Source organism: Microcoleus sp. S1D4 (assembly GCF_036700765.1).
Taxonomy (GTDB): domain Bacteria; phylum Cyanobacteriota; class Cyanobacteriia; order Cyanobacteriales; family Microcoleaceae; genus Microcoleus.
The window spans coordinates 1-26,579 of sequence record NZ_JAUBPP010000022.1; the positions used below are offsets into that span (position 1 = coordinate 1).

The window sequence follows — 26,579 nt, forward strand, 5'->3', positions numbered from 1 at the left end:
GACGAAGGAACAACTGCACCTGTGATGATGTTGTTACCGAACATCAAGGAACCTGCTACTGGTTCGCGGATGCCGTCGATGTCTACGGGAGGGGCTGCGATGAAGGCAGTGATGTAGCAGATTGTGGCAGTTAGCAAGGTAGGAATCATCAGGACGCCGAACCAACCTACATAGATGCGGTTGTCGGTGCTGGTGACCCAGTTGCAAAACTGATCCCACAGGTTAGCGCTTTCGCGCTGCTGTAATGTGGCTGTCATGTTTTTATGATTGCGTTATTTGATTTTCAATGTTCGTGACGGCTTTTTGTTCCGCCATGTATATAACATAAACCTTTTATTTCAGTTTGTAAAGGGTTTTTAACTACAGTTTTTCTTATGTTTAATATAAGTAAATCTTATTTTGTTTTCTAATGCTTGCTGTGTGGGGATTCTATAAAGCAGAGTTCGGAGTTTACAGGTGATCGCACGAAAAAAATAATCTTCATAATCTAGCTGGCAAGGTGATTCGGGACTGGCGTGAGTGTTAAGATAGATGAAGTATTGCGATCGCCAACCGCAAAACTCGCACTTATATATATAGCTGTCGATCGAGTCCGATCGCTCAAAATCCCAAGGAATGTCCCGCACCGTCACCTACAGCCCCGCTTATACTCTGGTTCCCACCTACGAGTGTTTCAACCGCTGCACCTATTGCAATTTTCGGGCCCAACCGCTGCAAAGTCCTTGGCTGACACTCCCAGAAGCCGAAACACAGCTTGAGTTGCTGCTTCCTCAAGGTGTAATTGAAATTCTGATCCTCAGCGGCGAAGTACATCCCGAGAGTCAACGGCGAAAAGCTTGGTTGCAGCGGATTTACGATTTGTGCGAACTGGCGCTTGCTCTGGGGTTTTTGCCGCATACTAATGTGGGGCCGCTCAGCTTTGAGGAGATGGCGCAGTTAAAACAGGTGAATGTTTCAATGGGGCTGATGCTAGAACAGCTTGCCCCAGATTTGTTACAAACTGTTCACCGACACGCACCGAGTAAAGTGCCGGCGCTGCGACTGCAACAGTTAGAATGGGCTGGGGAATTAAAGATTCCGTTTACCACTGGTTTGCTGTTGGGAATTGGGGAAAGTGAGGCCGATTGGATTGAGACGCTGGAGGCGATCGCCCGGATTCATTCGCGTTACCATCACATTCAAGAAGTTATCCTCCAGCCCCACAGCCCCGGAAATCAGCAAAGTTGGGACGGTGAAGTTTTTGATGCTACAAAAATGCCGCAAGTAATTGCGATCGCCCGCAGCATTTTACCTGATGAAATTGCCCTACAAATTCCGCCCAATTTAGTTGCACAACCAGACATCTTGCTGGCTTGTTTAGAAGCAGGTGCTAGAGATTTAGGAGGGATTGGGCCGCGGGATGAAGTTAATCCCGATTATCCTCACTTGCAACACCAAACTTTAACAGAAATTTTAGCAACATCGGGATGGCAACTCGTAAAGCGTTTGCCTGTTTATCCTCAGTACGATAAGTGGCTGCCCCAGACATTGCAAACTGCTGTTAAACAAAGGAGAGTTAGTCATTAGAAATTCTTATTACTTAGTGCCCCTCGGCTGCGACTTCGTTTTTGTAGAAGCGGTTGAAACCGCCGAGTGATAAAAATAAACTATTCAGATTTTAAATCAAAGAACCGCCGCCATCAATCCAGACTTCAGTACCTGTAATGAAGCTGGAGGAATGTGATACCAGAAATAACACTAATTCGGCGACTTCTTCGCTAGAACCTGCCGTATTATCCGTCAAAGGAATCATGTCTTCAATGGAATCAGGCGCGACTGGAATGCGATCGAGATGGCGCTTAACGGTGCTTTCTTCAATTGCAGTTAGCACCCCGCCCGGACATATCACATTGACTCTGATTTGGCAGGCTGCGAGTTCTAGCGCCAGCATTTTTGCAAAGGCTACCTGGGCAGCTTTTGAACAAGCGTAGGCCGTGGCACCAACTTTCCTGAAACTTCTGGTGCCATTAATCGATGATGTAATTACAATTGAACCTCCTTGTTTTTTCAGATGAGGAACAGCATACTTAACAGCCAAAAAGGTTCCTCTGAGGTTGGTGTTAATTGTCCGATCCCACTCATCGGGTTCTATCTCCTCTATCGGCGACCATACACCGTTAATACCCGCATTTGCAAACAAAATATCAATTCTTTGATATTCATCAAAAATTGTTTGAAACGCTTTTTTCATTTGCTGAGAATCTCCCACATCTGCGGCAATAGCCAGCCCGCAACCTCCTTCATTGACCAACTGGCGGACGGTTTCTTGCCCCGTTTCTAAAATGTGATCGATAATAGCAACTTTTGCTCCTTCCTTAGCCATTAAAATTGCTGCTGAACGACCAATTCCCGACCCACCGCCGGTAATAACTGCAACTTTTTGTGAAAGTTTCATAAGTTTTTATGTAAGATAAAATAATATTAAATATTATACGCGATCGCATAGCCTAAAAATAGGACTAGAGAGAGAGCTTTAGTCCTAACTATAGATAGATGTTAGTTATCAAAAATATGAAAGCAAAAAGTAAAAAGATATCTTGCTTTTTACTTTTTACTTTTAACACAGTCCTTACGGCTGCGGGACCCAGACAGAAACTGAACCGGCGTTACACCTAAAATCAGCCCAACCCTCGTCATTAGTTGTGATCGCTTCTTGGATGTGTTCGGTGATGTCAATATAAGTTCGATTCGGCTGTCCGACTTCCATAAACTTAGTGCCATCGCCTCCGTTGCTGAGTACCACAGCCATGCCGCCCGGATGTTCTTCATCTCCGAGTCGCGTCCAGCCAATGGTATTGGCGTGGTCGAAGTAATCGTACTGATTGCCGTAGGAATAAGTTTGACGCGCTAACAAGAATTGATCGAGAATAAACTGATGTTTGTCTAACCAAATCTCGTATTCGTTACCATCGTTTGCTGTATCCTTATAGTTAGCGCCGTAATAATCCGGGTAAAAAATACACGGATATCCTTCGCTTCGCAGCAGGATTAAAGCGTAGGCAAGAGGTTTAAACCAAGCCTCGACAACAGATTCTAGGGATTGTAATGGTTGAGAATCGTGGTTGTCAACCAAGGTAACGGCGAGGGCGGGTTGCTGTTGGACGAGAGTGTTATCAAAAATTGTTCGCAAATCGTAGCTATTACCGGCTTTGCTAGCAGCGTGGAAGTTGTAGTGGAGGGGTGCGTCAAATAAGGCTACTTTACCGTTGGTTGCTTCTAGGAAGTAGTGCAAAGCTTCCACTTCGTAAGACCAATATTCGCCGACGGCAAATAGGTCGCGTTGGGCATAGTGGCGGACGTGTTCCAACCATTCTTGGAAAAATTCTGCTTTAACGTGTTTGACGGCATCGAAGCGAAAGCCGTCAACGTTTGTTGTATCGACATACCACTCACCCCAGTATTTTAATTCCCCGCTGACTTCTGGGTTGTCCATATCTAAATCGCAACCCATCAGGTAGTCATAATTACCTTTTTCTAAGTCTACTCCTTGATCAAATTCTTTACCTTTTAGCAGGTAAACAGCATGGGTTTCTGTGTTGTAAACGTTGTAATCAATGGCGTCAAAATGCCACCAATGCCACTCCATGCTGGAATATTTTTTATCGCGACCGGGAAAAGTAAAATGCGTCCAAGCTTTGATGTTTTGATATTCGCCTACTGTGGCATTGCGGTTGTCGGGATTGAAGGGTGTGGCTTCGGCTTCTTCTTCTGCGTCGGCACCTAATTTGTGGTTGAAGACAACATCGGCATAAATCCGAATTCCTGCATCTTGGGCAGCTTTTATCGCGGCCAAATACTCATCTTTTGTCCCGTATTTCGTCCGTACTGACCCTTTTTGGTCGAACTCGCCTAAATCGAATAAGTCGTAGACACCGTAACCTACATCCATACCGCCGCCGGTTCCTTTATAGGCGGGTGGCAACCACAGAGATGTAACGCCGATTTTCGCTAAATCTTTTGCAGATTTCGCTAGCTGATTCCACAGGCTGCCGTCGTCGGGGCTGTACCAGTGGAAATACTGCATCATGACGCCATTGACTTCAGACATATTAAGTTTTTCCTGTTTTTAAAAGTTGCCCGATCTATTGTTGTTAGTTGCCGATCGCTCTCGCTATTTCTGCAATCTAGGGTCAATACAAATGATAAAATATATGAATGAATAATAAAATATATCTTTTGACAGATTGACAATTTTGTATGTTGTATAGAAATATTTTTTAGCATATGTAACAGCGCAAAAAATATGTTCTAGGACTTGTGATTGTACGATCGCAAACCTGCTAGATATGATGTCAGCTTGAACGCAGACTATTAAATCGGTTTGCAGTGAGGATCCATCGTTGGTAGTGAGGACTTCTGTGTTCTGAGTTTTGAGGCGCACACAAGTCCGAACGATCGAACTTGGTAACGGTTATTTTACTGGAAATAAGATGATTCTTCGATGGGGTCGATCGCACAACGACCTCTAAACTGTCAAATATCAAGATTTTGCAGGTTCTCCGGCTACTCGCTCAATCTTAGTATCCCAAGTACCGCCGATCGCCAATTCGAGCAATCTAAATCCGGGCCCGATGGTGTCGAGGACAATCGGAGAGGTTTTGGGTAACAGTTGGATGCAGGTACTCGGTGTGCCCAAGTAGGAAACTCCGCCTCGCTGTTGGTGAAATTCTTGGTGAATATGGCCGCAAAGGACTATTTTGATTTGAGGGTATCGATCGACAATTGCCAAAAATTCATCGGCATTGTGCAGCATCATTCCATCCATTATTTCAGAGTCGATCGCCAGCGGATGATGGTGTAAAGCAATCGTAACAAATCGATCGCCCGTTTGTTGCAGTTGAGAGTCCAGCCAATCCAAACTCTCCGGGGAAAGCCGCCCGCCGTCGCATCCGGCTTCGACACTCGAAAGCAGCAGAAACTGCCAGTTTCCCAAGTGAAATGATTTTTCTGGCGAAATGGGCGGCTTATCTAATATTTGCTGCATAACTGGGATGTTGTCGTGATTCCCAGGTATCCAGTAAGCGGGGATGTTGAGGGGGGAAATCAAGGAGGCCAGGAGTTCGTAAGATTCGGCTGTTTCGTCTTGGGATAAATCTCCTGTCAGCAAAAGTAAGTCTGGCGGCGGCTTTATCTGTTGCAGGCGATCGAGAACTGTTTCGAGGGTGCGGGCTGTTGAAATCCCTTTCCATTGTCGATCGAGCTCTGCAAACAAGTGAGTGTCGGTGATTTGGGCGACTCGGATAGGAGAAACTGTTGTCATCAAAAAAAAATGGGTATAAACCCCGTCCTTTTAGAACGGCTTTACAAAAATCGGACTTACGCATTGACCAAAAATATCATCTATATATTTTAGACAATGCCATCACTGAATCGGTTTGCCAAAATATGCTCACGTATAACTGAAGTGAATAGATTCATTTGGACTTTATACCAGTTACTAATTGTTTTTTCAGAGCGCATAAACTCTAATCTAACAAAAGCTTGAAGTGAACAAAATATATGAGTCTTGTTGGAAAAAATAATTTAAAACCAAAGGCATCGCAGGGATCAAACTAGGGCATAAAGGGTCAAAAGGATATTTAACATCTCTACAAAGAACTGAAGTAATCGGATGGCTAAAGAATAAAAAATATTGGGATTTCGATGAGCTAGCTACTTATTTAGAGGGAGAATTTGGTGTCAGCTATCAATCCAAACAGAGCGATTATGAACTTTTATATCATTTGAGCCAATAAATATCTAATCACTACATATTTATTACTACCCCGAATTCTCAACGCAATCTGCTCCTGACAAGGAGATGAGTTGCTGGAGCCTGGTCGCGGGGGCAGCACGGCTTGAAGATATAGGCGATCGCCTCGCTGTAAAATGGTGATACCAATCTTGATCGCCTTTAACCAACCGTTAGCTTGATTCAATTTTGCTGAAATTTGCACAGCATTAAATCCGCATTACTTTTTACAGTCAATTATGTACCATTAAACGCGATACACACTTTGTTACAATCCCGGAAACCTTGGAAATCGGTTGTTTTAACCCTTCAAAAACCCATAAAAATAAAGGCGGCACCCAGATTTGAACTGGGGGTGGAGGTTTTGCAGACCTCTGCCTTACCACTTGGCTATGCCGCCGTTACGTCTGAAAATTGACGTTATACGATAATACACCAAATCCTGATTATTTCAACATATTTCTAAAAAATTTCCATCGCCCAAAGTTGGATCGCCCCCACAACCCCATCCCAGGCTACAGTAGAAATAGATCTATCGCCTCCGCTTCGCCCGCAACAGCAGCCTTGACATCCACCTCGTCCTGAAGGAGTGGCGATTCCCAATCATCACTGATCGGGTTTCTGCTTCGTAGCACCAGCCTTCGGAGATTGGCTCTGTGGCGTTGCTGAATCAGGGTATGATACGGGCAAAAATACGAGAGGGGAGCCGAAAATGATTTCTGGGATTTCGATTTGATGCGAAGATATTGGAAAAAACCCAGTTTCTGAGATTGTGCGTCGTAGCGAGAAACCGGGTTTTTGCGAAGATATTTGATTAGTGGCGAAGATATTGGAAAAAACCCAGTTTCTGAGATTGTTTCTAATGCCTGCACAATGCTACTTTGGGCATTAATCTATCTAATATTTGCCCGATCGCAATTACTGTCCAATCAATATCAGCTTCGGTTGTTTGGTGTCCCAGTGTCAAGCGAATTCCACAAACAGCATCATTTTCGCTATATCCCATTGCTAACAAAACTGGGCTTGCTGTTAGTTTACCGCTGTTGCAAGCGGAACCGGAACTTATGCCAATTCCTGCTAAGTTTAGCTGTCTCACGAGAGTTTTTCCTGTGAGTCGCCCTGTATCTATTCCTTGGTAAGGGCTACATTGGGGGGAGACAATGCAAAAACTGGTGTGGTGCGGCAGTCGGTTATATCGATCGCCCGTTGGTACTAAACTGGGTATGTGGGCTAATTTCTCAAAAAGGCGATCGCGCAATTCAATCAATCTCGCTGTTTCTGTATCTATTTCCTGCAAAGCCAACTCCGCCGCCACTCCAAAACCCACGATTGCGGGCAGCGCTTGCGTCCCTGAACGCAGTTTCAACTCTTGTCCGCCCCCCCCCAACATGGGCGCTAATTCCAGTCCCGGACGCACGTAAAGCGCGCCTGCACCTTGCGGCCCGTAAAGTTTGTGACTCGAAAGCGAAAGCAAGTCTACGGGGAATTTCTGCACGTCTATTGGCAGTTTCCCGGCTACTTGAACTGCATCGGTATGAAATATGATATTGCGCGATCGGGCAATTTGTGATAATGCTTCAATTGGTTGCAGCGTGCCAACTTCACTTTGCCCGTAAACAATCGAAATTAACACTGTATTTGATCGCAATGCTTCTTGCAAATCCAAGGGGTAAATTCGCCCCAATTTATCCACCGGTAATCGCGTTACTTCCCATCCCCACTGTTCGAGTTGTCGCGCCGGTTCTGCGACTGCGGAATGTTCTACGCTGGAAATAATGATATGCTGCGGCTTTGTATAAAGACGGGCAATTCCCATAATTGCCAAATTGTCCGCTTCAGTTCCCCCGCTGGTAAAAATTATCGATTCTGGTAGTGCGTTAATTAAGCTAGCAACCTGCATTCTAGCTAATTCTAAAGTAGTGGCCGCTCTTTGTCCCCATTCGTGCAAGCTGGAAGGATTTCCCCACTGCTGAGTGAGAGCTTTTTGCATGGCTTCAATTGCTTCTGGGCGTGTCGGGGTTGTGGCGCTATAGTCGAGGTAAATTTGCATGGTTTTAAGGAGTTAGTTGTTGGTTGTTAGTTGTTGGTTGTTAGTTGTTAGTTGTTGGTTGTTAGTTGTTATTTGTTACTTGTTATTTGTCAACAGTCTGTGGGTAGTTTGCTTTTGGGTATTTTTTTGATTTTCAACGCTTGAGTATTTGCTTTGCTTTGAATTGAGTTTAGGTAAGCGTTGAGTTTGGGAGATAGTTCGTCTATTAAAGGTTTTATGCGCTCTATTTGCTCGGTGGTTAACAGGTGTCGGGCCCAAGCTCATCTTAACCAGTGCCTTGTTTCATGCAGTGACCCCTGGCTATTTTGATAAAACGTTGATTATCATTGTAGTTATACCGCCCATTCCCCTCGGCAATATTAGCACCAATACTATCGACTGACCTAACCAATTGTTGCCCCACTGTATTTTTAGCAAATAAATCCCAGGATTGAACAATCAGCCAAACTTTATTAGAAATTTGCTCTGCTAATTGATAAACCTGCAACTCTTGAAACCTAGCCATATATTTACAAGTTGAACATTGAACAATTATAACATCTACCAAAAAAAAGCATAACTAATAACTAACTAATAACAACTAACAACCAACCAATAAGAATTAACCAATAACCAATAACCAATAACAACAACTAACAACTAACTTCCTGGTTTGCAGACGTTGTAGTCTTCGTGGGACAAAACTTTTTGGGGGATTAAGAAAGTCCCGCAATCTTCACAAAGCATTCTGTAGTTGCGTGTTACAGGAATGCTCACAATCCATCGGTTGTGACGCAGGCGTTTGCCGCCGAAATCTCTGTAATTCTTATTTTCCCCCAAAGCTGCTATAATTGCGCGAGCTTTAGTAACTACATGGTCGGGTAGACCTCTGAGATCGATCGCATCTTTAGCAAATGATGCTTCCCTCTCTTGTTTTTTGGTTTGTTTTTCTGCCAGCATTTCAACATATTGCTGCTGCGCTGCCAACTCTTGCGTGCAGCGATGGCACGCTTTACCATATCCTTTGTGACCGCAATCAAAAATTGTTTTTCTTTTAGCCATAAAGCAGCAGTATCGGGTTTGACCCACGCCCCTGAATGCTGCTACCCTACCAGTGATGCTTCCGGCATCGAGGCAGTTCTACAAGACGTAAAATCTATTCCCTTTCATAAAATTTATAGGTTCTAAGTTGACTTTATCGAATATGTTTGAATTGTGGGTAAGCCTATAACCTCAATAAAATTTTAAATTTTGTGACTGTATTTTATGATAATTTGCTCGGTTTGTGTTGTGCTGGACTGCTGGCGATCGCTCTGGCGGGTTGCGGACAACCAAAGCAAGAGGTGCAGAATTTGCCTCCGAGTCTGCCTCCGCTGCCTCAAGACACCTTGTTGCAAGTATACTTCAATCAGTCCCTCACTTCTAATTATACAGAGCCTTATCGCGCGCAAACTAGACCTGGGGATGATTTAGAAAAGTTGGTCGCCGAGGCAGTAGCTAGTGCTGGATCGACGGTAGATGTAGCGGTTCAAGAGTTTCGCTTGCCCGGTGTTGCGCGACAAATGGCCGATCGCGCGCGATCGGGCATTAAAGTCAGATTAATAGTCGAACATCTGTATACACGCCCTTGGAGCGATTATACAACCCTAGAATTAGCGAAATTACCCGAACGAGATCGCGATCGTTACAACGAATTCGTCCAACTTGCGGATACCAATAAAGACGGCAAATTAAGCCCCGAAGAAATCAAACAAAACGATGCTTTAGTAATTGTCAAAAATGCGGGAATTCCTGTCATTGACGATACTGCTGACGGCAGTAAAGGCAGCGGTTTGATGCACCACAAATTTGTAGTCATTGATAACAAAACAGTAATCGTAACTTCTGCTAATTTTACAACCAGCGATATCCACGGCGATTTCAAAACAGCAGCAAGTCGCGGCAATGCCAACAATTTATTAAAAATTGCCAGCCCTGAATTAGCAAAAATATTTACTCAAGAATTTAACATCATGTGGGGCGACGGGCCGGGAGGTAAACCGGACAGCAAATTTGGCATCAAAAAACCGTTTCGCTCTGTCCAAAAAGTAATAGTAGGAAATGCCACTGTTGCGGTACAATTCTCGCCGACAACTACGACTTTGCCTTGGGAAAATAGCGTCAACAGTTTGATTAACAAAAACTTGGGCAGTGCGAAAAAGTCAGTGGATTTGGCACTGTTTGTATTTTCGGCTCAACGGTTGTCAAATACTCTGGAAATTACCGCTAGGCGGGGTGTTGCGGTGCGAGGTTTGATTGACTCAAATTTCATTTATCGCCCTTACAGCGAAGGTTTAGACATGATGGGGGCGACTTTGATGCAAGATTGCCGCTGGGAAGCTGACAATCGCCCGTGGAGAAAGCCGCTGACTACGGTGGGGGTGCCGCTGTTACCAATGGGCGATCGCCTGCACCACAAGTTCGGCGTTATCGACGGAAATACGGTGCTTACAGGTTCTCACAACTGGAGTGAGGCTGCAAATCACGGGAATGATGAGATGTTGCTGGCGATCGAGAGTCTGACAGTTGCGGCCCATTTTGAGCGGGAGTTCGATCGGCTTTACAAAGGTGCAATCTTGGGAATTCCCCACCGTATCAAAAAGAAAATCGACGCTAAGAAACAAGAATGCGATTCACTACAAGCAGCCTCAAAATCTGCGAATGCTAAACCTCAAATTGCAGGGAAAAAATTAGTTAATTTGAATGCAGCCACTAAGCAAGAATTAGAAACCTTACCGGGAGTAGGCTCGAAGTTAGCGGAAAAAATTATTGCAGCGCGAGAAAGGCAGCCTTTTCAGTCTTGGGAGGATGTCGAAAGGTTGCAAGGAGTCGGAAGAAAGACTGCAGACAAATGGCGCGATTTAGTCACATTTTAAAACGATTTAGTCGCATCTTCAAGATCTACCGACAATGATTGATTCAAGTAATGGGGTGAAAGTAAAATGCCGATGCTAACACAATATACGTTGCTAAAAGCAGCACTCCTTCCAGCCAATTAGAGCGCCCGTCGAGACTGATTAGATTAGCTATTGTCACCGCGATCGCAACTGCGACTACTTCAAACGGACTAAAGTTTAAATCCATCGGCTGATGAATCACTAATCCAATAATCACCAATATCGGCGCCACCAGCAAAGCCACTAGCAAACTCGAACCCATCGCGACAGAAACTGACAAATCCATATTGTTTTTCATCGCAACTCCCACCGCAGTTACATATTCGGCCGCGCCGCCCACAATCGGCAACAGGATAACTCCTGTAAACAGCGGTGTTAATCCCAATCCTTTGGTAGTTTCTTCGACAACGCCCACGAAAATTTCTGATTCAAAAGCAACGGCAACAGTTGAGGCAACTAACACCCCTACCCACAGCCACAAATTCGGTTTGTGCGCTGTAGTTTCATCGGTATTTTGAGGATTTTCTGACTCTAGTTCGACTAACCCAACATCGTAAAGATAGCTGTGAGTTTTTAAGGAAAATAGCAGAGTTAGACCGTAAACTGCAATTAGGACGATCGCCGTTATTAACGAAAGATTCTGAATGGCTGCTGGTTCCACTCCGTTTGAGGTGTAAATCACCATCGCCGGCAGCAGAATTGCAATCACCGCTAGAGTCATTGTGGAACCGTTCACCCGCGCGATGACTGGCTTAAATTCTTGTTCTTTGTACTTGAGTCCTCCTAGCAGCATGGACAATCCCATAACTAATAGCAAGTTGCTGATAATTGTGCCGGTGATGCTGGCTTTTACAATGTCAATCAAGCCTGCTTTGAGGGCAACTATGGCAATAATTAATTCCGTAGCATTGCCGAAAACTGCATTTAATAAGCCGCCTATGGATGGCCCTGTGACGATCGCCACTTCTTCTGTTGCTGTGCTCAACCAAATCGCCAAAGGTATAATACCTAAAGCGGATGTGATGAAAACTGTGAGGGAACCCCAGTGTAAATACTCAGCGGCGATGGAAATGGGGATGAAAACTAACAGGGCTATGGAAAGAATTTTTTTGATTGACATAAGAACTCGGATGGTGTATTGAAGCGTGAAATCGAGTTATCGGGGCGATCGCAAAATTGATTTTACACTATTCAACTATTCTCTGACAATTCTGGTGGCGAGTGCGATCGATAATTGGGAATTTTTAACCGTAAATGCACGCAGATCGAGGCAGATTGAATATAATAGAATTATATCGACATCGGTGAAAAGATATGTCTCAATCTGTAGTGCCAGTTGTTGAATCAAAGCAAATTGATACTTCACCCACCTTTACCTTTGAAGAATACCGATTTTATCAAACTGATTCCGATCTACAATATGAACTGTACAAAGGCAAATTAATTCAGATGCCAACCGCAACAGTTTTACATATCAAAATTTGCGAATATTTAGTTTACAAATTGCAGCGTTACCTAGCTGAACACAATCTTGATTTAGTAGCAAAAACAGGTTTAGGAGTAAGAACAGAAGAAGATACTTCTGGGATTCCTGATGTAGTTGTTTGCACTCAAAGTCTTTTGGAACAAGCTGCTGCTAGACCAGGTTCTGGTATCCTCGGTTTTGAGGAAAAGCCCCTGTTAGTGATAGAGGTAGTGAGTCAAAATCGGCGCGCCGATTACGTGATTAAACGAGCTGAGTACGAACTAGCTAACGTGCCCGAATATATCATTGTTGACCCTACACCTAACAAAGAATTGGTGCGAGTCTTAGCCTTTCCTGAAGGGGAAGACATCTATACCCAGACTGATTTTAGGGCGGAGCAACAAATGGTATCTGTAGTATTTCCCAATCTGACATTATCAGTGAATGAAATACTGTCTCCGCCTTTAGTTGAAGGGTTGATTAAAGCAGAACAAGCTCGGTTCCAGGAACTTGAGCAGCAAGCTGCGGTTGAGCGCCAACGGGCTGAAAGATTGGCGGCGAAGTTGCGAGAATTAGGAGTAGATCCCGATCGCATTTAGGAGCTTCGATGACCCCTAAATCATGAGTTAATTGTTATTAGTTATATCAAATCCGCGCTGGACAGAATTATTCAGATATCTATTCTATTCATCTGCGTGAATCCGCGTCAATCGTTTGTCATCTGGGGTGAAGAAATTATTTTTTTTGACCGCAGATACAGGCAGATTAACACAGATTAACGCAGATGAGTTAGATATATTCCGGTTGCACAGTCCGTGATTGTTGACACTTTTTTGTGTCCGTGACTGCGATCGATCGGGCTTAATACTGTGCAGCTATTCTACCCAATGCACTCGCACAAAATGAGCTTCGCGTCCCCAGAAGTCCTGACTTACAGAAATATCAACTACACTCAAATTAAACGGAATAGCAGTTGTCACGTAGCGCTGAGCCAGAGAACCCGCGTCAGGAGCTAACTGAGCCGCAGCCGCAGCTGCAGCACCCAAACCTAAAAGTTGCAGGATGGGCCCTTTCGGCAGGGCTAAATTGATGCTGACAGCAAGTCCAGCAGTCAGTAGCATTGCCACGGACAAATTTGTGCCACAGCGGGGATGTACGGCTAAATCCCACTCTCCGCCAGCAATTCGGTGCAAAGCTTCGTCCACTGCGCGGCGCAACTGTGCGATGTCAACGTGACCGTAAAGATAAAATCCTTCGTCTGTGGACATCCCGCCCAATAACTGATTGTCGGCTTTTGCTGTCGCTGCAGGGCCAGATTGACTGAGTACCCAAACGGTAGCGTGTTCTAAAGCATGAACCTGACGCACAGTCAAGATTTGCTTCAAACCGGGCACGAAATCGAGTTGCCGCAACAAGTCAGCATCTTGAGTCGGCTGCGGGGCAAAGTCGAAAGGAAACTCGTTAGCGCGATCGGAAGCAGAAGCAGTATTTGTCGTCATTTCAAAACAGCTCCACTAATATCAGAGATTCAATTTTAGGGTTGAACGCGCTTGCCTGCGCGAAACTCTCCTGAAAACCGTCTGCCTTTAGCATCTGTAATTACTCCTCTACCGTGAGGGAGTCCCTTACGCAGTTCGCCTTGGTAGCGAATGCCGTTTGGGAAACTGCAACTACCTTTGCCGTCTAGCTGTTCGTTAAAAAACTGACCGTCGCAGCGGGTGCCGTCAGTGCGGGTGAAGACTCCCCGACCAAACGGGTTTCCTGCGAAAAACTGTCCGGCGTAGCGATCGCCGTTAGCAAAGATAAATTGCCCTTGGCCGTGTGGCTGACTGCTAGCAGTCCCCCCGCCAATTTGTTCGACAATTTGAAATGTTCCCCGGTAGCGATCGCCATTGGCAAAAATAGCTTCTCCCCTAACGATTAGACCGTTGCGGAACTCTCCCACCATGCGGGCATCGCTGGCGAACAGAAACACGCCTTGACCGTTGGGCACGCCGTTACGAAACTGTCCTTCATAGCGATCGCCATTCGAGTAGACGTATATTCCTTGTCCCTGGGGTCTGCCGCTGACGAAATTTCCTTGATAATTATCACCATTCGAGTAGTTGCACTTGACTTGACCGTTCGGGGGAGAGCCTTCGCAAACGGGAGGGCGGGTTTGGTCTGATGCTGGCTCCGCCAATGAGGGCTGAGTGCTGGCTACAAACGAGAGGTATCCTACCCCCGAACTAACCAACATCAGGATTCCAAGTTTTTGAATTGAGCGAAGCATCAATGTTCTCAATTTTCGTTCCAAGGATTGAGGTAAATTTTTCATTTCACAGAGTTCTGGGCAACTTGGGGAGATTTTTCTCCCACAATTTTGGACACCTCTACACCGTTTTCTTCTAAAACCACAACAGGCTCGATTCCAGATTTGAAATCAACTCGTTTGATCAGCACCTGCCCGCTGGCAATCCGCTGTCCTACTTTGATATATCGACTGGTTGGCTCGTTAGGTGCTTTCACAATTACCAGTATGTCATTACCAACTCTGACTACGCCACTAACTTCAACTCCTCTGGCATTGTCTGTCGAAGGCGGAGGCGGTGGGGGTGCTGGAGTCGGTGGGGGCGGTGGTGGGTTTGGGTCTTGCCAAGAGGGCGGCGGCGTTAATCCTGGCAACTGGGGCAGACCGGGCAGTTCTCTGGTAGCGATGTTAGGAATTGTGGGAGGGCTGGGCGGGCGAGCCGCGATCGCTGGCGATCGTCCCGGTGATGTTCCCGGTCGTCCAGGTGAGGTTCCCGGTCGTCCCGGTGAGGCTCCCGGTCGTCCAGGTGAGGTTCCCGGTCGTCCGGTAGTGCCTGTTGGGAAGCCCGGTATAGATGGCAGTCCGGGTATAGATGAGGCGGGAACTCCTGCTATGTCTGGGGAGCCTGCCGGTCTAGTTCCGGGGCGTCCGGGGCCCGCTGGCTGCCGTCCGGTGCTACCTGTTGGGAAGCCCGGTATAGATGGCAGTCCGGGTATAGATGCCGGATCTCCTGCTATGCCTGGGGAGCCTGCCGGTCTGGCTCCAGGGCGTCCCGGTCTGGCTCCGGGGCGTGCGGGGGCTGCTTGGGGACGCGCTGAAATTGGCGGTCTCCATTGGGGTAAGGAGGTTAACGGCAGGTTGGGAACACTCGACACCTGTACGGGGGTTTGAGATTGGGGAAGTTGGGCAATTTCACCGCCGCCCGGTGTGCTATTGCGCTGTGCTGGTGTCCACTGAGGCGGATTTCTCTCGTCTGGCAGCTTGGGCAGACTTGGCACTTGTCTGGCTGGCAGGGTTGGAAGTTCGTTGCCGCCCACGCCACCGTCTATTTTGAGCGGTTGAGGGGGAAGGACTGAGAAGGGGTCGTTTCCTAAGCCGGGGATTGTGGTCTGTGGAATTCCCGTCCCGTTTACAATAGCTCCAGATGCTGTCTTTTTGCCTTTGATGTCTGCTTGAGCTTGTCTGGCCCGTTCGTCGGGGTTTGTAGATCGGATCAAGCCGGGGGGCTGGGCCGCGACTACGGGAGAAGGAAATGTCTGAGCTCCAGGACTGGGACTGGCGGAGGCGCCGGGAGTTCCGGGAGCGTTGGTGGCTGGTGACGGAGATGCTGCACCGGGAGTGGGAGTTGGACTGGGAGTGTTGCCACCGCCGTCGCCGCCGCATCCTGCAGTCCAGAAAGCCAACATTCCTATAGTTGCAAAATATAAAAGTTTACGCATTGCCGATCGCCCTAAACGCCTGACTTTTAAGTGATCCAAATGACTAGCGAAGTTGCTGCCATTTGCGGTTTTAAGTTTACCTGTGTTTGATGGTATGCGATCGCTTTTAAATTGCCAAGTTTTCCCGACGATCTGATGTTGCAGCGGGCGCTAGGTTTTCGGGAGCGGGTTAGGATATCAATGGCGGTCTTCTTTCGACATACTGAAATTACTAAAGGCATTTTATGGTGGCAAAAGTTTTTTCCAAGGGGATTTGGCGATCGGGCATTGTTTCTGCTGCTGTTTTGGCCACAGTTGGCTTAGTAGGAGGTGGCGAACTACATTCTCCTTCACATCGGGCGGCATTTTCAACAAAACTTGAGAAACCGGGTTTATTGATGAAAAACCTAGAATATCGGGCGCTCCCGCAGCGTGAAACCAATGCGATCGCATTGGTGTCGGATCGGAGTTTCCAGCAGATCGATCGCATTGGTTTCACAGCAAGCTCGATCGCCACAACTGGCAATGTGTACACTCAGTTTCGCCGAGGCCCGTCAAATCGCGTCCAACCGCCGGCCTCTCCATCTGGCAATTCAAAGGTATTTCAAGCTAAAATCAAGCGCCGCGCTGGTGGAACGCCGGTGATTGACGTGGTATTTAACGGTGACAAGACTTTTGAGATGATTGTCGATACGGGGGCGAGCGGCACCTTGATTACTCAGCGGATGGCTGCTGTACTGGGAGTGAGGCCGGTACGCACCGTGAGGGCGGGGATCGCTGACGGTAGCGTTGTCGAGTTTCCGATCGGCTTAGTGCGATCGATTCGGGTTGGAGGTGCTGCGATCCAAAATGTCGAAGTGGCGATCGCCAAACAAATGCCAATTGGTCTACTCGGTCACGATTTCTTTGGCAATTACGATGTGAAAATTAAAAAAGATGTTGTAGAATTTTATGTCCGCTGAGAGCGAGCCGATGCGGAAACCGATAGTCGATCGACTCCTGTAAAATTATTCGCAGCCCCCTCAAAGCTGTTTTATAGCAATTAGATTGAGGTATCGATCGATCAATTCCCCAATCCATCAATCTAAAATCTAAAATAGACGGGCTTCTCATTTTGTTGATATAGCGGTTCGATCGCGTGGTGAGGATTGCCCTGTTTGGCCGATGCCCTGTTTGGCCTGTTTGCCCTGTTTGGCCTGTTTGGCCGATAGTACCTCATCGCTAGAACCCTATAAAAGCTCTATTTATTTCTTGAGGTAGTAGTCAAACGCCGCCAAGTGTGGTACTTTATTGACTGTTTGCAGAGCCGTAGACCGTTGAACTATTTCTGAAAATCCGGCCGCAAAAGGACGGCGGCTGTTGGTGAGATCCGTAACAGTCTCAGACTTTGGATTCAAAATTGTTGAAGGCAAGGCAATCAATTAGACAATTCGCCAATCAGGTCGAAATCAGTTCCCAAAATGCTGCATCTGAGGGAATTTAGGTTGGCTTTGTTGGGCCAAAGCGTAGAAAGTATGTAAACTGATTTGCGGAAGATGTTCCCCAAACTCGGAACTCATGACGATCGAGAAATTAGTTATTGTAAATAAGGTATTCGCATGGCACAAACGTCTGTATCTCCTGTAGTGCTGATTATTCTAGATGGCTGGGGTTATCGCGAACAAAAAGACGGAAATGCGATCGCCTCCGCGAACACGCCCGTAATGGACAGTCTCTGGGCCGCTTATCCCAGAACCCTGATTAGAACATCGGGCCGCGCAGTAGGGCTTCCTGACGGGCAAATGGGCAACTCCGAAGTCGGTCACTTGAATCTGGGCGCGGGCCGCGTGGTTCCTCAAGAGTTGGTGCGGATCTCGGATGCTGTCGAAGATGGTTCTTTGCTAGAAAACCGCGCCCTACTTAAACTCTGCTCCGAAGTCCGCAGTCGGGGCGGCAAATTGCACCTGACTGGTCTTTGTTCCGAGGGCGGGGTTCACTCGCACCTGAGTCACATTTTGGGTTTACTAAAGCTAGCAAAGGCCCAGGGAATTTCTGAAGTTTGCATTCACGCCATTACTGACGGCCGCGATACTACTCCAAAAGAGGGCGTGGCAGCTCTCCGCAAGATTCAAGGTTATATCGAACAGGTGGGAATTGGTCGGATTGCTACCATCAGCGGCCGCTATTACGCGATGGACAGGGACAAACGCTGGGATCGGGTGCAGCGTGCCTATGAGGTGATGACGATTGAGGGCGCGCCTGATGGTCGATCGGCAGTTGATGTGTTGCAAGCATCCTATGCTGAAGGAGTCACCGACGAGTTTGCACTTCCGACTCGGATTGCTCCGGGCGCGGTGGCATCCGGCGATGGGATGATTTTTTTCAATTTTCGCCCGGACAGGGCTAGAGAATTGACTCAGGCCTTTGTAGCGCCGGATTTTAAGGGGTTTGAACGGCATTTAATTGAGCCGCTCAGTTTTGCAACTTTTACTCAGTACGACCCGAAGTTGTCGGTGTTGGTGGCTTTTGAACCGCAGAATTTGGACAATATTCTGGGCGAGGTGATTTCTCGACACGGTTTGCGGCAGTTGCGGACGGCGGAAACTGAAAAGTACGCTCACGTAACTTATTTTTTTAATGGGGGTCTGGAAGACCCTTTTCCGGGGGAAGACCGCGAGTTGGTGCAGAGCCCGATGGTGGCGACTTACGATACGGCACCGGAGATGTCGGCGGCCCTGGTGACTGATGTGGCGCTGGCTGCTTTGGCTAAGCGGATTTATTCGTTTGTGGTGCTTAACTATGCTAACCCGGATATGGTTGGTCATACGGGGATGATGGATGCGACGATAATTGCGATCGAAACTGTGGATAAATGTTTGGGGCGGCTGTTGACTGGCATTAATAAGGCTGGGGGTACGGCAATTATTATTGCTGACCACGGCAATGCTGAGTTGATGTTCGATGAGAATGGCAATCCTTGGACGGCTCACACTACTAACCCGGTGCCGTTTATTCTGGTAGAAGGCGAAGGTGTGCAAATTCCGGCTCACGGCACTGATGTTCCTCTGAGGGAGGACGGTTGTTTGGCTGATATTGCGCCGACTATTCTGGATCTGTTGAGGTTGCCTCAGCCGCCGGAAATGACGGGACGTTCTATGATTGAACCGGCTGATTTTGAAGTTCGCGCCAATCGCACTCCGGTGCGGGTGCGACTGTAGCAAGTGTCAGGTTAAGGCTGAAAACCCTTGATAAGTCTCGCTTTTACCCGAAGCCCGATCCCCCTAAATCCCCCTTAAGAAGGGGGACTTTGAGAAGAATCCTGTCCCCCCCCCTTCTTAAGCTACGGTGTACACACATCTCTGTGTAGAACCAAAATCCTCGGAGATCCCTCTAAATCCTCCTTAAGAAGGGGGACTTTGAGAAGAATCCTGTCCCCCCCTTATTAAGGGGGAGTAGGGGGCAAGCTAAGGGGAGATCGGGCTTCGGGTAAAAGCGAGATTTCTCAAGGTTTTCAGGGTTAAATTGGCACGATGAAAGGCAGTGCCGTGTCTAACCGAGGTTGTGCGCGATCGACCGAATTTGATATCATAATAAATTACTGATTACTAATTACCAATTACCCCCCGATTATGAATATTGTTTCTCTGTTACAAATGATCTGGTCTTTGTCGGCTCTAGGACTTGTGGTTTTGGTGTTGCTGCACAGCCCTAAAGGCGATGGTATTGGAGGGATTGGCGGACAAGCTCAATTGTTTACTAGCGCTAAGAGTGCGGAAACGACTCTGAATCGCATTACTTGGGGTTTGTGTATTGTTTTTATGGGTTTGACTGTAATTTTGAGTGCTGGTTGGTTGACTCCTGCGTCGTAAGATGAGGATTTTTAACCGCAAATAAACGCAGATTGACGCAGATATAAATTTGAGATAGTTTGCATTAATCTGCGTTTATTTGTGTTGACTTGCGGGCGGAACAATGCGGTTGGGGAAAGTTAGGATCAAAAATCGATTGCTGGCTGGTTGGGGATTGGCTTTATGTTGTTTTATCCTGATAATTTTTAGTCAGGTTAATACTCCTGCTGCTAGTGTTTCTGTTCTGGAGAATAGTTGGCCGCCTCCACAGGTTCACCCTTTGCCGCCAATGTTGGAAAATTGGCAGGATTCAACAAATAGCGGTGATTATTTCGATCGGGTTAAGCCACCGAATGTTGGTCATTTGCTGTGGTCGAAGTTCCCGATTCAGGTTTATGTTGAGCGTCCCGCTGATGCTAATAAGTCTGAAGAATGGATGGCGGCTGTGTTGGATGTTGTGCGGGAATGGGGGGTTTATTTGCCTTTGGAAGTGGTGAATAGTTCGGAGGTGGCTGATATTAGAATTTTACGTCGGGCTCCGCCTTTGCGTCAAGGGGTTTTGCGATCGCGCTCTGGGGAATCTACCTATAAATTGTACGCCCGTCGAGATGACGATAAAACTGTTTTATCTCATCGGTTTTCGGTTTATTTGAATCCCAATCAAGTGGGTAAGTATGTTGCGGCGACGGCGCGGCACGAGTTAGGCCACGCCTTGGGAATTTGGGGCCACAGTTCGATGGAGACTGATGTGCTTTATTTTTCTCAGGTACGCAATCCTCCCCCTATTTCTGCGAGGGATGTTAATACTTTGAAGCGGGTTTATCAGCAGCCAACTCGGTTGGGGTGGGAATTGTAGTTTAAACCACAAATTCCCGGCGATTGGAAATCGCGTCTACACAAACGAAGTCTACCTGCGTGGACTAAGAGAAGATTCCGATTAGTTATTAATAGCAAAGAGAAGAAATATGAAAGATGAAGCTTTTGGCATTGTGCCAGTTTTTGCGACAGAAACTGATAGTTTGTTTTTGTTGATTCAACATCAAGCCGGACATTGGGCTTTTCCTAAAGGTCACGCAAATCCGGGGGAATCAGCGCTAGAAACGGCGAAGCGGGAGTTTGAGGAGGAAACTGGCATCCGCGATTGTGAAGTGCTTGAGGAGCCTAGTTTTGTGGAACGTTATTCCTTTGTTAAGGAAGGGAAGCCTAGTTCTGTGCAACATTATTCCTCTGCGAAGGAAGGAGAATCAATTGAAAAGACTGTTACTTACTTTTTGGCTTTTGTAAATTCAATGGAAGTTCAGTTGCAAGTGGAGGAAGTTCAAAATTCTGCCTGGAGTTCCTTTGAGGATGCAGTTAAGCTGATTACTTTTGATGGAAATCGGCAGATTTTGAGGGAAGTTAAAGCATTTTTGGACGATAAAAAAAATAGTTAATATCAAATCCGCTTATCTAATCATAATTAAGTTTACAGTCAGGACTTTAGTTCTCTATTAAAACTTTAATTCGCTAAGGACTGAAGTCCTGACTGCAAACAAATTGTTCTGTTAGATACCCGACTTCTTGAAGAAGTCGGGTATCTAGGTATTATGTGAGATTATTTGTGGGTTTTCTGGATTTTGGCGTGATGTTCTAGGCGAGCGAAAACGTTGTAGGCATCGGGGCCTGGATTGCCGTGTTCGACTGCGCCGTCGATGGGGCCGTCGATGGCTTTCCAAGCTGGAATTCCGCCTTTTAGTTCGGCTACTTTTCTAAAGCCGGCGGCGCGGAGAAGATTGGCGGCTTCTGCTGTTTGTGCGTCGCTTTCGCCGTAGATGTAGATGTCGCGAACGGTTTCTAGACTAGATTTTGCGCGCTCTACTAATTCGTCCATTGGCATCGGTACTGCGCCGGTAATGCGACTTTTGTTGAAGCTTTCAAAATCGCGCACGTCAATGATTGTAAGTCCTGGTTCGCCCCAATCTAAACGGGCTTTGAGGTCGTGGCTGGATACTTGGGCTCTTAAAGCGGGAGGGGTGGAAGTAAGGTCGGGAAGTTTTTCTTTGATGTCGGAAATTTGGTCGGGAATAGTTTTCATGGCTACATTTGTATTGAATGCTTTGATAGCAATGTAACGAGATGTGTAAGTTGAATGCGTCTTTCTAAAGGCATAATCGGGTATTTAACTAAAGTCGCAGTTGAGTTGAATTGCTGGTGGTTGACTGCTGTTGGGAACGCTATATTTGTTGAGCTTGTTAACCTGTTCATGCCCCGGCTGCGGATTGTTTTGATTGAAAAGTGCGATTTTATACCAGTTGTTTAAAACAATGCCAAAAAAGAAATTTTGTTTTTTTTTACTTTGTTGTTGAGGTGCGGATGTACTCGAAAAGTCGATCGACTGTGGGGATTTATTGCGGTATCTGCAGCCTGGGAATTCTCTGGTATGAATTTTGAAAATTGGTATTGTTTGCAGCGGATGTTTTGAAGTGCGATCGCTCGTTCGGTTGAGCATTGTATCAAATGATGACACTTTGGTCAATCCTAATTATTTTAAAATGAAAATTGCTGGATGCTGTGGGCGGTATGGTGCGCTATTTTGCTGAAAAATTGAGAGGTTTTTCTGCAAAATTTCTGGTAAGATTTGATACTAACAATAGGTATTTAAAGGTATGGATATGTCTGAAAACAGTGAAATTGCAGTGTCTAAAACTTTGACACCCGAAGAGCAAGCGGTGTGGGATGCGAAGGCGAAAGTTCGGGTACTGCTGAATTTGTGGGATTTGAGCGGCGGGAAGATGAAGGTGAAAAAGGGGGAGTTGACTAAGCGGATTGTGCGGACTAATGAGACGAGTCAGAGATATGTGGAAGTGCTCGGCGAGTTGCAGGCGACTGGGGCGATCGAGTATTCGCTGGTAAATCGGGTGACGCTGGTGGAGTTGAGCGCCAAGGGGAAAGAAGTTTTGGCGGATGGCTTGAAAAGTGCTGATTCTCTGTTTGAGTTTGATGGTTCTCAAATTGGTACTCGGCTGGGAAATGCTTTGTTGAAGTGGATTCGGCATCAGGATGGTGCGGCGGGTGTTGGGGTTGAGGCGGGGAAAGGGGATGCAGGGGCGATCGCATCCTATGAGGATTTTAAGGCTGTGGCGCTGGATGTGTATGACAGCTTGAACCGGGATTATAACTTAGACGATTTAGTGCCGATTTATCGGATGCGTCGGGCGATCGGAGAAAGGGTAGGGCGATCGGAGTTCAATCAGTGGCTGTTGGAAATGCAGGCTCAAGATATTTTGCAGCTAATAGGTGGCAGTGTAGAAGACAGCGCCCCCGACAAAATCGAAGATTCTATCACCACAAAAGTGAACGGTTTGCGCTGCTATGTCAAGCGTTTAACCTAATTAACTTGAGTTCGTAGTGCATTCGCTCCTTTATCTTCACACGCACACAAAACGATGAATGACTTTCACTCCTCAATCGCATATCTCAGTAAAGCTATTGCAAGTCAAAACCCTTTTGACAGATCGTTAATAGTCAGGAGCAATGATATTTGGAAGCCAAGTTTTCCTGACGTTCCCTCTATCAATGCTCACGCCTCTGATGGTATTTTTCAGGCAATTGAGCAAATTCGTGCCGGGTATCGCACAGTTAGTGGCATCACGATCAGAGCTGAAAAAGGTCTAGGAAAAAGCCACCTAATCAGTCGGATTCGCGGCCGGCTTCTAGATGAAGGTGGCTCTTTCTTTGTTTATATGAGCGACGTAGACTATGGAAACTTAAACCGAGTCAACGCTAACTTTCTAAATACTTTGTCCTCAAGCCTGAAACAGATGGGTAACGAAGGCGTAATGCAGTGGCAAGAATTAGCAACTGCTTTGATCAATGAGGCATTAGGGGAAACTTACATACCTCAGCAGCTAGTCAAGCAATTTTCTGGGGAATTAGCTGAAAAGCCTAAATTAGTTGATGCCTTAACTGCCAAAGTGCTTCGACTTAAGCCAAACATCGAAAATCCATATTTGATCCAGGCTATTCTGTGGACACTTTCTTTAGATAAAGTGAGTTTTGCAACCAACTGGCTATCTGGAAGAGCCTTGGCACAGGCACAAGCTGATGCAATGGGTTTGCCAAATTCTACAGAAGAGGATAAAGAAGGCGAAGCATTGCAGACTGTTTGCCAAATTTTAGACTTAATCGGTGATTATAGAACTCTAGTAATTGGCTTTGATGAGTTAGAGAGTGTAGATCGGAATGAAGCTGGTTTCAACAGGGCGCAGGTCGTCGCACTCTTAGTAAAAGACTTGTACAGTAAAATTAAACGAGGTGTCTTAATGACAGCTATGTTTGATGAAACTTGGTTTAACATTAGATCATTACCGCAGGCAGAGTCAGTCACAGCTAGAATGGGTGAAAAGATTTTTGATTTAAAGTATCTCAATGCTGATGATGTAGTGACTCTAGTTTCTCAATGGCTCGAACAATTTTATGACAGTAAAGATTTAATTCCACCTGATCCTGTTTATCCTTTTGATGAAGGTGAACTGAGAGAACTGGGAAAAGAAAAGTTAATTGTCAGAAAGGTTTTAGAGGAGTGTGCTAAGAATTGGAAAGTGCCTGGTGATCCTCCACCGCAAACCGCACCAGATCCACTCCATCAAGTTGAACTTGCTTTTAACAATGAACTGAATGCACTTGAGGAAACAATCGAGAAATATTTTGAGGATAGCAGTATTTTAGCGGAAGCTCTATATTTTGGCTTGCTGGCACTAAAAGGCAAGAGTGTGGAAAAAGTGCAAGTTGAGGAGATTGAAAAGGTACAAACTAAAGCAGCAGACAGAGGTTATCTCCACTTTAGAATTCGAGGCAAAGAAAATGGAAAATCTGTTAAGATAGTAGTAGCAGTTGTTCAAGAATCTGGGGCAAGATTTGTAAGTGCCGCATTAAAGCGATTAATTGATTATCAAAAGTTTGATATGACTCGCGGTTGTTTAGTTCGTTCTAAAGATGTTAAACCGAATACTGTAGGGAAACAGTGTTTAGACAAACTTCTTTCTCAAGAACTAGGTGGAGAATTTGTCAAGCTTGCAAGTGAAGATATCAAGCCTCTATTAGCCATTTATTTGGTCAACAAGGCTCACACAGATTACGAGCTAACCGAAGACCAAATACAGCAGTTTATTGTTCAGAAAAAGCTCGCAACTGAAAATTATCTAATTTGTGAAATTCTTAGCGATCCGTCAGGTCAAATTCCTGATGGGTTGGTTGATGAAAATGAGATAGTTGAAAGTACCTTCATACCTGATACAACGGAAATTAACAACCTCGACGAAGCACTTGATAAATTATTAGGTCAATAAGTGGATGAGTTATTCTGTTTTTCTTGATACGGCTTTGCAGTTACCTGCGCCAGATGTGGAAGCTTTAATCGAAGGGCGAGTGATTGCAGCCATGCCTCGAATTTTCATCGAGCCTGGTAGGTCATTTGCCCTATATCCAGCCAATATCTCGATTAATTTGCTCCCCCATGAGCAATACTACCGATCGAGTTTTTTACCAGTTGCTAAAACCTCATTTTCTCAGTTAACTTCTGAGACGATTTTGATAAAAGCTTGGGCTAAATGCGAATGGTGTCAAATACTAAACGATTCCGAATCATTAGAGGCTTTGTCGCAGTTAACAGTCTGGACAACAGAGGCATTACAGCAAACTCTCCTGCAACGACGTAATATTTTTCTAACTCATCTTCGCGTTTATCTGCTACCTCAGCCGCTGGAAATGCCAGTGCATCCCAGCGGCAATTTTGTATCTTTGCCAAAGTCTCTAAACGTTACTGATGCAACGCCAGTGTTGAGTGAGTCTATCTTTGCCAAACGCCGTCAAAAGCTGGAAAAATTAGAGCCTCCTGAACATCCAGAATGGGAAGATTTGCAAAGTGCATTAGTGCATTTATCCACCACCAACCCAAAAGCCAAACAACTAGAGGCAGAAATCAAAATGTTTCTAGGTTGGAGTAGCGATAAGCCTGTAAAACCAATCAAACCGGATTTAGCTTGGATAAATACCATAGCAGCTTTGGGAAATCGCACCAAAGAACTAGATACAAACAAAAGCAACTATCAAGCAGGAACAGACTTTGAAATTGTAGTGCGCGATAGCCTTGAGTTTTTGGGATTTACCATAGATTATGCTCACAAAGGTGGTGCTGGTGGCTTAGATTTATTATGCTCAAAACCTTACCCCTTAGTTGGCGAGTGCAAAGCCGGTAAAAAAATCCCTAACGATACAGCAGTTCAATTGCTGAATTTAGGAACGCTACGCCTCCCAGATAAAGAAACCCTCGCAAAAGCAACTAAGTTGATTATTGGCCCTGGCGTTCCAACTACTCAACTTATGGATGCAGCAAAAAAACACGGTATGGCAATTATGAACCCTGAAACGCTGGAAAAACTGGTTAAACTTCAAAGCAACTATCCTAACTCGGTGGATTTATTTAAACTGAAAGAATACTTAAAACCGGGACAATCTGATGATGAAGTTGCTAAATATATTGAGCAAGTTGAACAAGAAATTAAAGTGCGATCAGATGTTCTGCATAGTTTGAAAAAGTATCAGGAAAAGAGTGGTTTTGAACGAGCAAGTGTCGAGGCTGTTAGTGGTGCTTATTCAATGTCTAATGCACTTAGACCGTTATCACCCAAAGACTTGCACGAAATTCTAGTTGAGCTTTCCTCTCCTTTGACAAATTATGTGGGGCGAATTAAAGGAGAAAATTGGCAAAGCGATCGCTTTTATTTCCTGCGCGACTTGCCGCTAGATGATTGAGATACCTCAAGGGCGATTCCCTTCGGGATAAATTCGCTTCACGTACTTCATC

24 protein-coding genes, 1 tRNA gene and 1 pseudogene are annotated in these 26,579 nt (G+C 45.9%); 11 read left to right on the top strand and 15 right to left on the bottom strand.

All coding sequences use genetic code 11. The annotated features are described in order from the left end of the window. Positions 1-257 (bottom strand): annotated as a pseudogene (locus tag QT998_RS20735) (photosystem II q(b) protein); the annotation flags it as partial. Positions 258-615: 358 nt separating this feature from the next. Between QT998_RS20735 and cofG the strand changes: the two are divergent. Then, positions 616-1,566 carry a 7,8-didemethyl-8-hydroxy-5-deazariboflavin synthase subunit CofG gene (gene cofG, locus QT998_RS20740; RefSeq protein WP_333086810.1) on the top strand — a complete coding sequence of 317 codons (951 nt, stop codon included), beginning with the start codon at positions 616-618 and terminating at the stop codon, positions 1,564-1,566. A 91-nt stretch (positions 1,567-1,657) separates the two neighbouring features. Here cofG and QT998_RS20745 read toward each other — a convergent pair whose 3' ends face one another. From QT998_RS20745 to QT998_RS20775, 7 genes are all read right to left on the bottom strand, one after another. After that, a complete protein-coding gene (locus tag QT998_RS20745; protein ID WP_333086813.1) occupies positions 1,658-2,434 on the bottom strand; it encodes an SDR family oxidoreductase in 777 nt (258 codons plus the stop codon). Between the two features lie 174 nt (positions 2,435-2,608). Next, positions 2,609-4,087, bottom strand: coding sequence for an alpha-amylase (locus QT998_RS20750; RefSeq protein ID WP_333086815.1), 1,479 nt, complete (start codon positions 4,085-4,087; stop codon positions 2,609-2,611). A 432-nt stretch (positions 4,088-4,519) separates the two neighbouring features. Continuing rightward, positions 4,520-5,299 (bottom strand): 3',5'-cyclic-AMP phosphodiesterase, encoded by a 780-nt coding sequence (cpdA, locus tag QT998_RS20755; protein WP_333086817.1) that lies wholly within the window; start codon positions 5,297-5,299, stop codon positions 4,520-4,522. A gap of 800 nt (positions 5,300-6,099) precedes the next feature. Next, positions 6,100-6,170, bottom strand: a tRNA-Cys gene (locus QT998_RS20760). Positions 6,171-6,629: 459 nt separating this feature from the next. Then, positions 6,630-7,820 carry a cysteine desulfurase family protein gene (locus QT998_RS20765; protein ID WP_333086818.1) on the bottom strand — a complete coding sequence of 397 codons (1,191 nt, stop codon included), beginning with the start codon at positions 7,818-7,820 and terminating at the stop codon, positions 6,630-6,632. A 265-nt stretch (positions 7,821-8,085) separates the two neighbouring features. After that, positions 8,086-8,325: a four helix bundle protein gene (locus QT998_RS20770; protein ID WP_333117420.1), complete on the bottom strand. Its 240-nt coding sequence runs from the start codon at positions 8,323-8,325 to the stop codon at positions 8,086-8,088. A 134-nt stretch (positions 8,326-8,459) separates the two neighbouring features. Beyond that, complete coding sequence (locus QT998_RS20775) at positions 8,460-8,861, bottom strand: DUF7682 family zinc-binding protein (RefSeq protein ID WP_194069079.1); 402 nt, start codon at positions 8,859-8,861, stop codon at positions 8,460-8,462. A 191-nt stretch (positions 8,862-9,052) separates the two neighbouring features. Between QT998_RS20775 and QT998_RS20780 the strand changes: the two genes are divergently transcribed. Beyond that, positions 9,053-10,714, top strand: coding sequence for a DUF655 domain-containing protein (locus tag QT998_RS20780; protein WP_333117421.1), 1,662 nt, complete (start codon positions 9,053-9,055; stop codon positions 10,712-10,714). A 43-nt stretch (positions 10,715-10,757) separates the two neighbouring features. Here the strand turns inward: QT998_RS20780 and cax are convergent, their stop codons facing one another. Then, positions 10,758-11,855, bottom strand: coding sequence for a calcium/proton exchanger (cax, locus tag QT998_RS20785; protein ID WP_333086823.1), 1,098 nt, complete (start codon positions 11,853-11,855; stop codon positions 10,758-10,760). A gap of 194 nt (positions 11,856-12,049) precedes the next feature. Here cax and QT998_RS20790 point away from each other — a divergent pair, with 194 nt between their 5' ends. After that, positions 12,050-12,799, top strand: coding sequence for a Uma2 family endonuclease (locus tag QT998_RS20790; RefSeq protein WP_333117423.1), 750 nt, complete (start codon positions 12,050-12,052; stop codon positions 12,797-12,799). A 276-nt stretch (positions 12,800-13,075) separates the two neighbouring features. Here the strand turns inward: QT998_RS20790 and QT998_RS20795 are convergent, their stop codons facing one another. Genes QT998_RS20795 through QT998_RS20805 form a run of 3 tightly spaced genes read right to left on the bottom strand, consistent with a single transcriptional unit; the run spans position 13,076 to position 15,929 of the window. Further along, complete coding sequence (locus QT998_RS20795; RefSeq protein WP_333086825.1) at positions 13,076-13,699, bottom strand: DUF6391 domain-containing protein; 624 nt, start codon at positions 13,697-13,699, stop codon at positions 13,076-13,078. A gap of 35 nt (positions 13,700-13,734) precedes the next feature. Then, positions 13,735-14,517: an MORN repeat-containing protein gene (locus QT998_RS20800; RefSeq protein ID WP_442921581.1), complete on the bottom strand. Its 783-nt coding sequence runs from the start codon at positions 14,515-14,517 to the stop codon at positions 13,735-13,737. Continuing rightward, positions 14,514-15,929 carry a hypothetical protein gene (locus QT998_RS20805; protein WP_333086826.1) on the bottom strand — a complete coding sequence of 472 codons (1,416 nt, stop codon included), beginning with the start codon at positions 15,927-15,929 and terminating at the stop codon, positions 14,514-14,516. Before QT998_RS20805 ends, QT998_RS20800 begins: the two co-directional genes overlap by 4 nt. Positions 15,930-16,153: 224 nt before the next feature. On the opposite strand from QT998_RS20805, the gene QT998_RS20810 reads away from it, so the two are divergent. Then, positions 16,154-16,870, top strand: coding sequence for a retropepsin-like aspartic protease family protein (locus QT998_RS20810; RefSeq protein ID WP_333086828.1), 717 nt, complete (start codon positions 16,154-16,156; stop codon positions 16,868-16,870). 282 nt (positions 16,871-17,152) lie between these two features. Here QT998_RS20810 and QT998_RS20815 read toward each other — a convergent pair whose 3' ends face one another. Continuing rightward, complete coding sequence (locus tag QT998_RS20815) at positions 17,153-17,329, bottom strand: hypothetical protein (RefSeq protein WP_333218138.1); 177 nt, start codon at positions 17,327-17,329, stop codon at positions 17,153-17,155. A gap of 177 nt (positions 17,330-17,506) precedes the next feature. Here QT998_RS20815 and gpmI point away from each other — a divergent pair, with 177 nt between their 5' ends. From gpmI to QT998_RS20835, 4 genes are all read left to right on the top strand, one after another. Then, positions 17,507-19,105: a 2,3-bisphosphoglycerate-independent phosphoglycerate mutase gene (gene gpmI, locus QT998_RS20820; RefSeq protein WP_333117426.1), complete on the top strand. Its 1,599-nt coding sequence runs from the start codon at positions 17,507-17,509 to the stop codon at positions 19,103-19,105. Between the two features lie 411 nt (positions 19,106-19,516). Beyond that, entirely contained in the window at positions 19,517-19,756 is a 240-nt protein-coding gene (gene secG, locus QT998_RS20825; RefSeq protein WP_194065723.1) for a preprotein translocase subunit SecG, read from the top strand. Between the two features lie 103 nt (positions 19,757-19,859). Beyond that, entirely contained in the window at positions 19,860-20,591 is a 732-nt protein-coding gene (locus QT998_RS20830; protein ID WP_333117427.1) for a peptidase, read from the top strand. 109 nt (positions 20,592-20,700) lie between these two features. Beyond that, a complete protein-coding gene (locus tag QT998_RS20835) occupies positions 20,701-21,168 on the top strand; it encodes a bis(5'-nucleosyl)-tetraphosphatase (RefSeq protein ID WP_333117429.1) in 468 nt (155 codons plus the stop codon). Positions 21,169-21,329: 161 nt separating this feature from the next. Here the strand turns inward: QT998_RS20835 and QT998_RS20840 are convergent, their stop codons facing one another. Both QT998_RS20840 and QT998_RS20845 read right to left on the bottom strand, forming a co-directional pair. Continuing rightward, entirely contained in the window at positions 21,330-21,809 is a 480-nt protein-coding gene (locus tag QT998_RS20840; protein ID WP_333117431.1) for a rhodanese-like domain-containing protein, read from the bottom strand. A gap of 84 nt (positions 21,810-21,893) precedes the next feature. Then, entirely contained in the window at positions 21,894-22,241 is a 348-nt protein-coding gene (locus QT998_RS20845; RefSeq protein ID WP_333117432.1) for a hypothetical protein, read from the bottom strand. 145 nt (positions 22,242-22,386) lie between these two features. Here QT998_RS20845 and QT998_RS20850 point away from each other — a divergent pair, with 145 nt between their 5' ends. Genes QT998_RS20850 through QT998_RS20860 form a run of 3 tightly spaced genes read left to right on the top strand, consistent with a single transcriptional unit; the run spans position 22,387 to position 26,527 of the window. Next, on the top strand, positions 22,387-23,106 hold the full coding sequence (locus tag QT998_RS20850) for a hypothetical protein (protein WP_333086838.1): 720 nt from the start codon (positions 22,387-22,389) through the stop codon (positions 23,104-23,106). Positions 23,107-23,160: 54 nt separating this feature from the next. Beyond that, positions 23,161-25,062, top strand: coding sequence for a hypothetical protein (locus QT998_RS20855; protein ID WP_333086839.1), 1,902 nt, complete (start codon positions 23,161-23,163; stop codon positions 25,060-25,062). A 4-nt stretch (positions 25,063-25,066) separates the two neighbouring features. Further along, a complete protein-coding gene (locus tag QT998_RS20860; RefSeq protein WP_333086840.1) occupies positions 25,067-26,527 on the top strand; it encodes a DUF1802 family protein in 1,461 nt (486 codons plus the stop codon). The last annotated feature ends 52 nt before the right edge of the window (positions 26,528-26,579 follow it).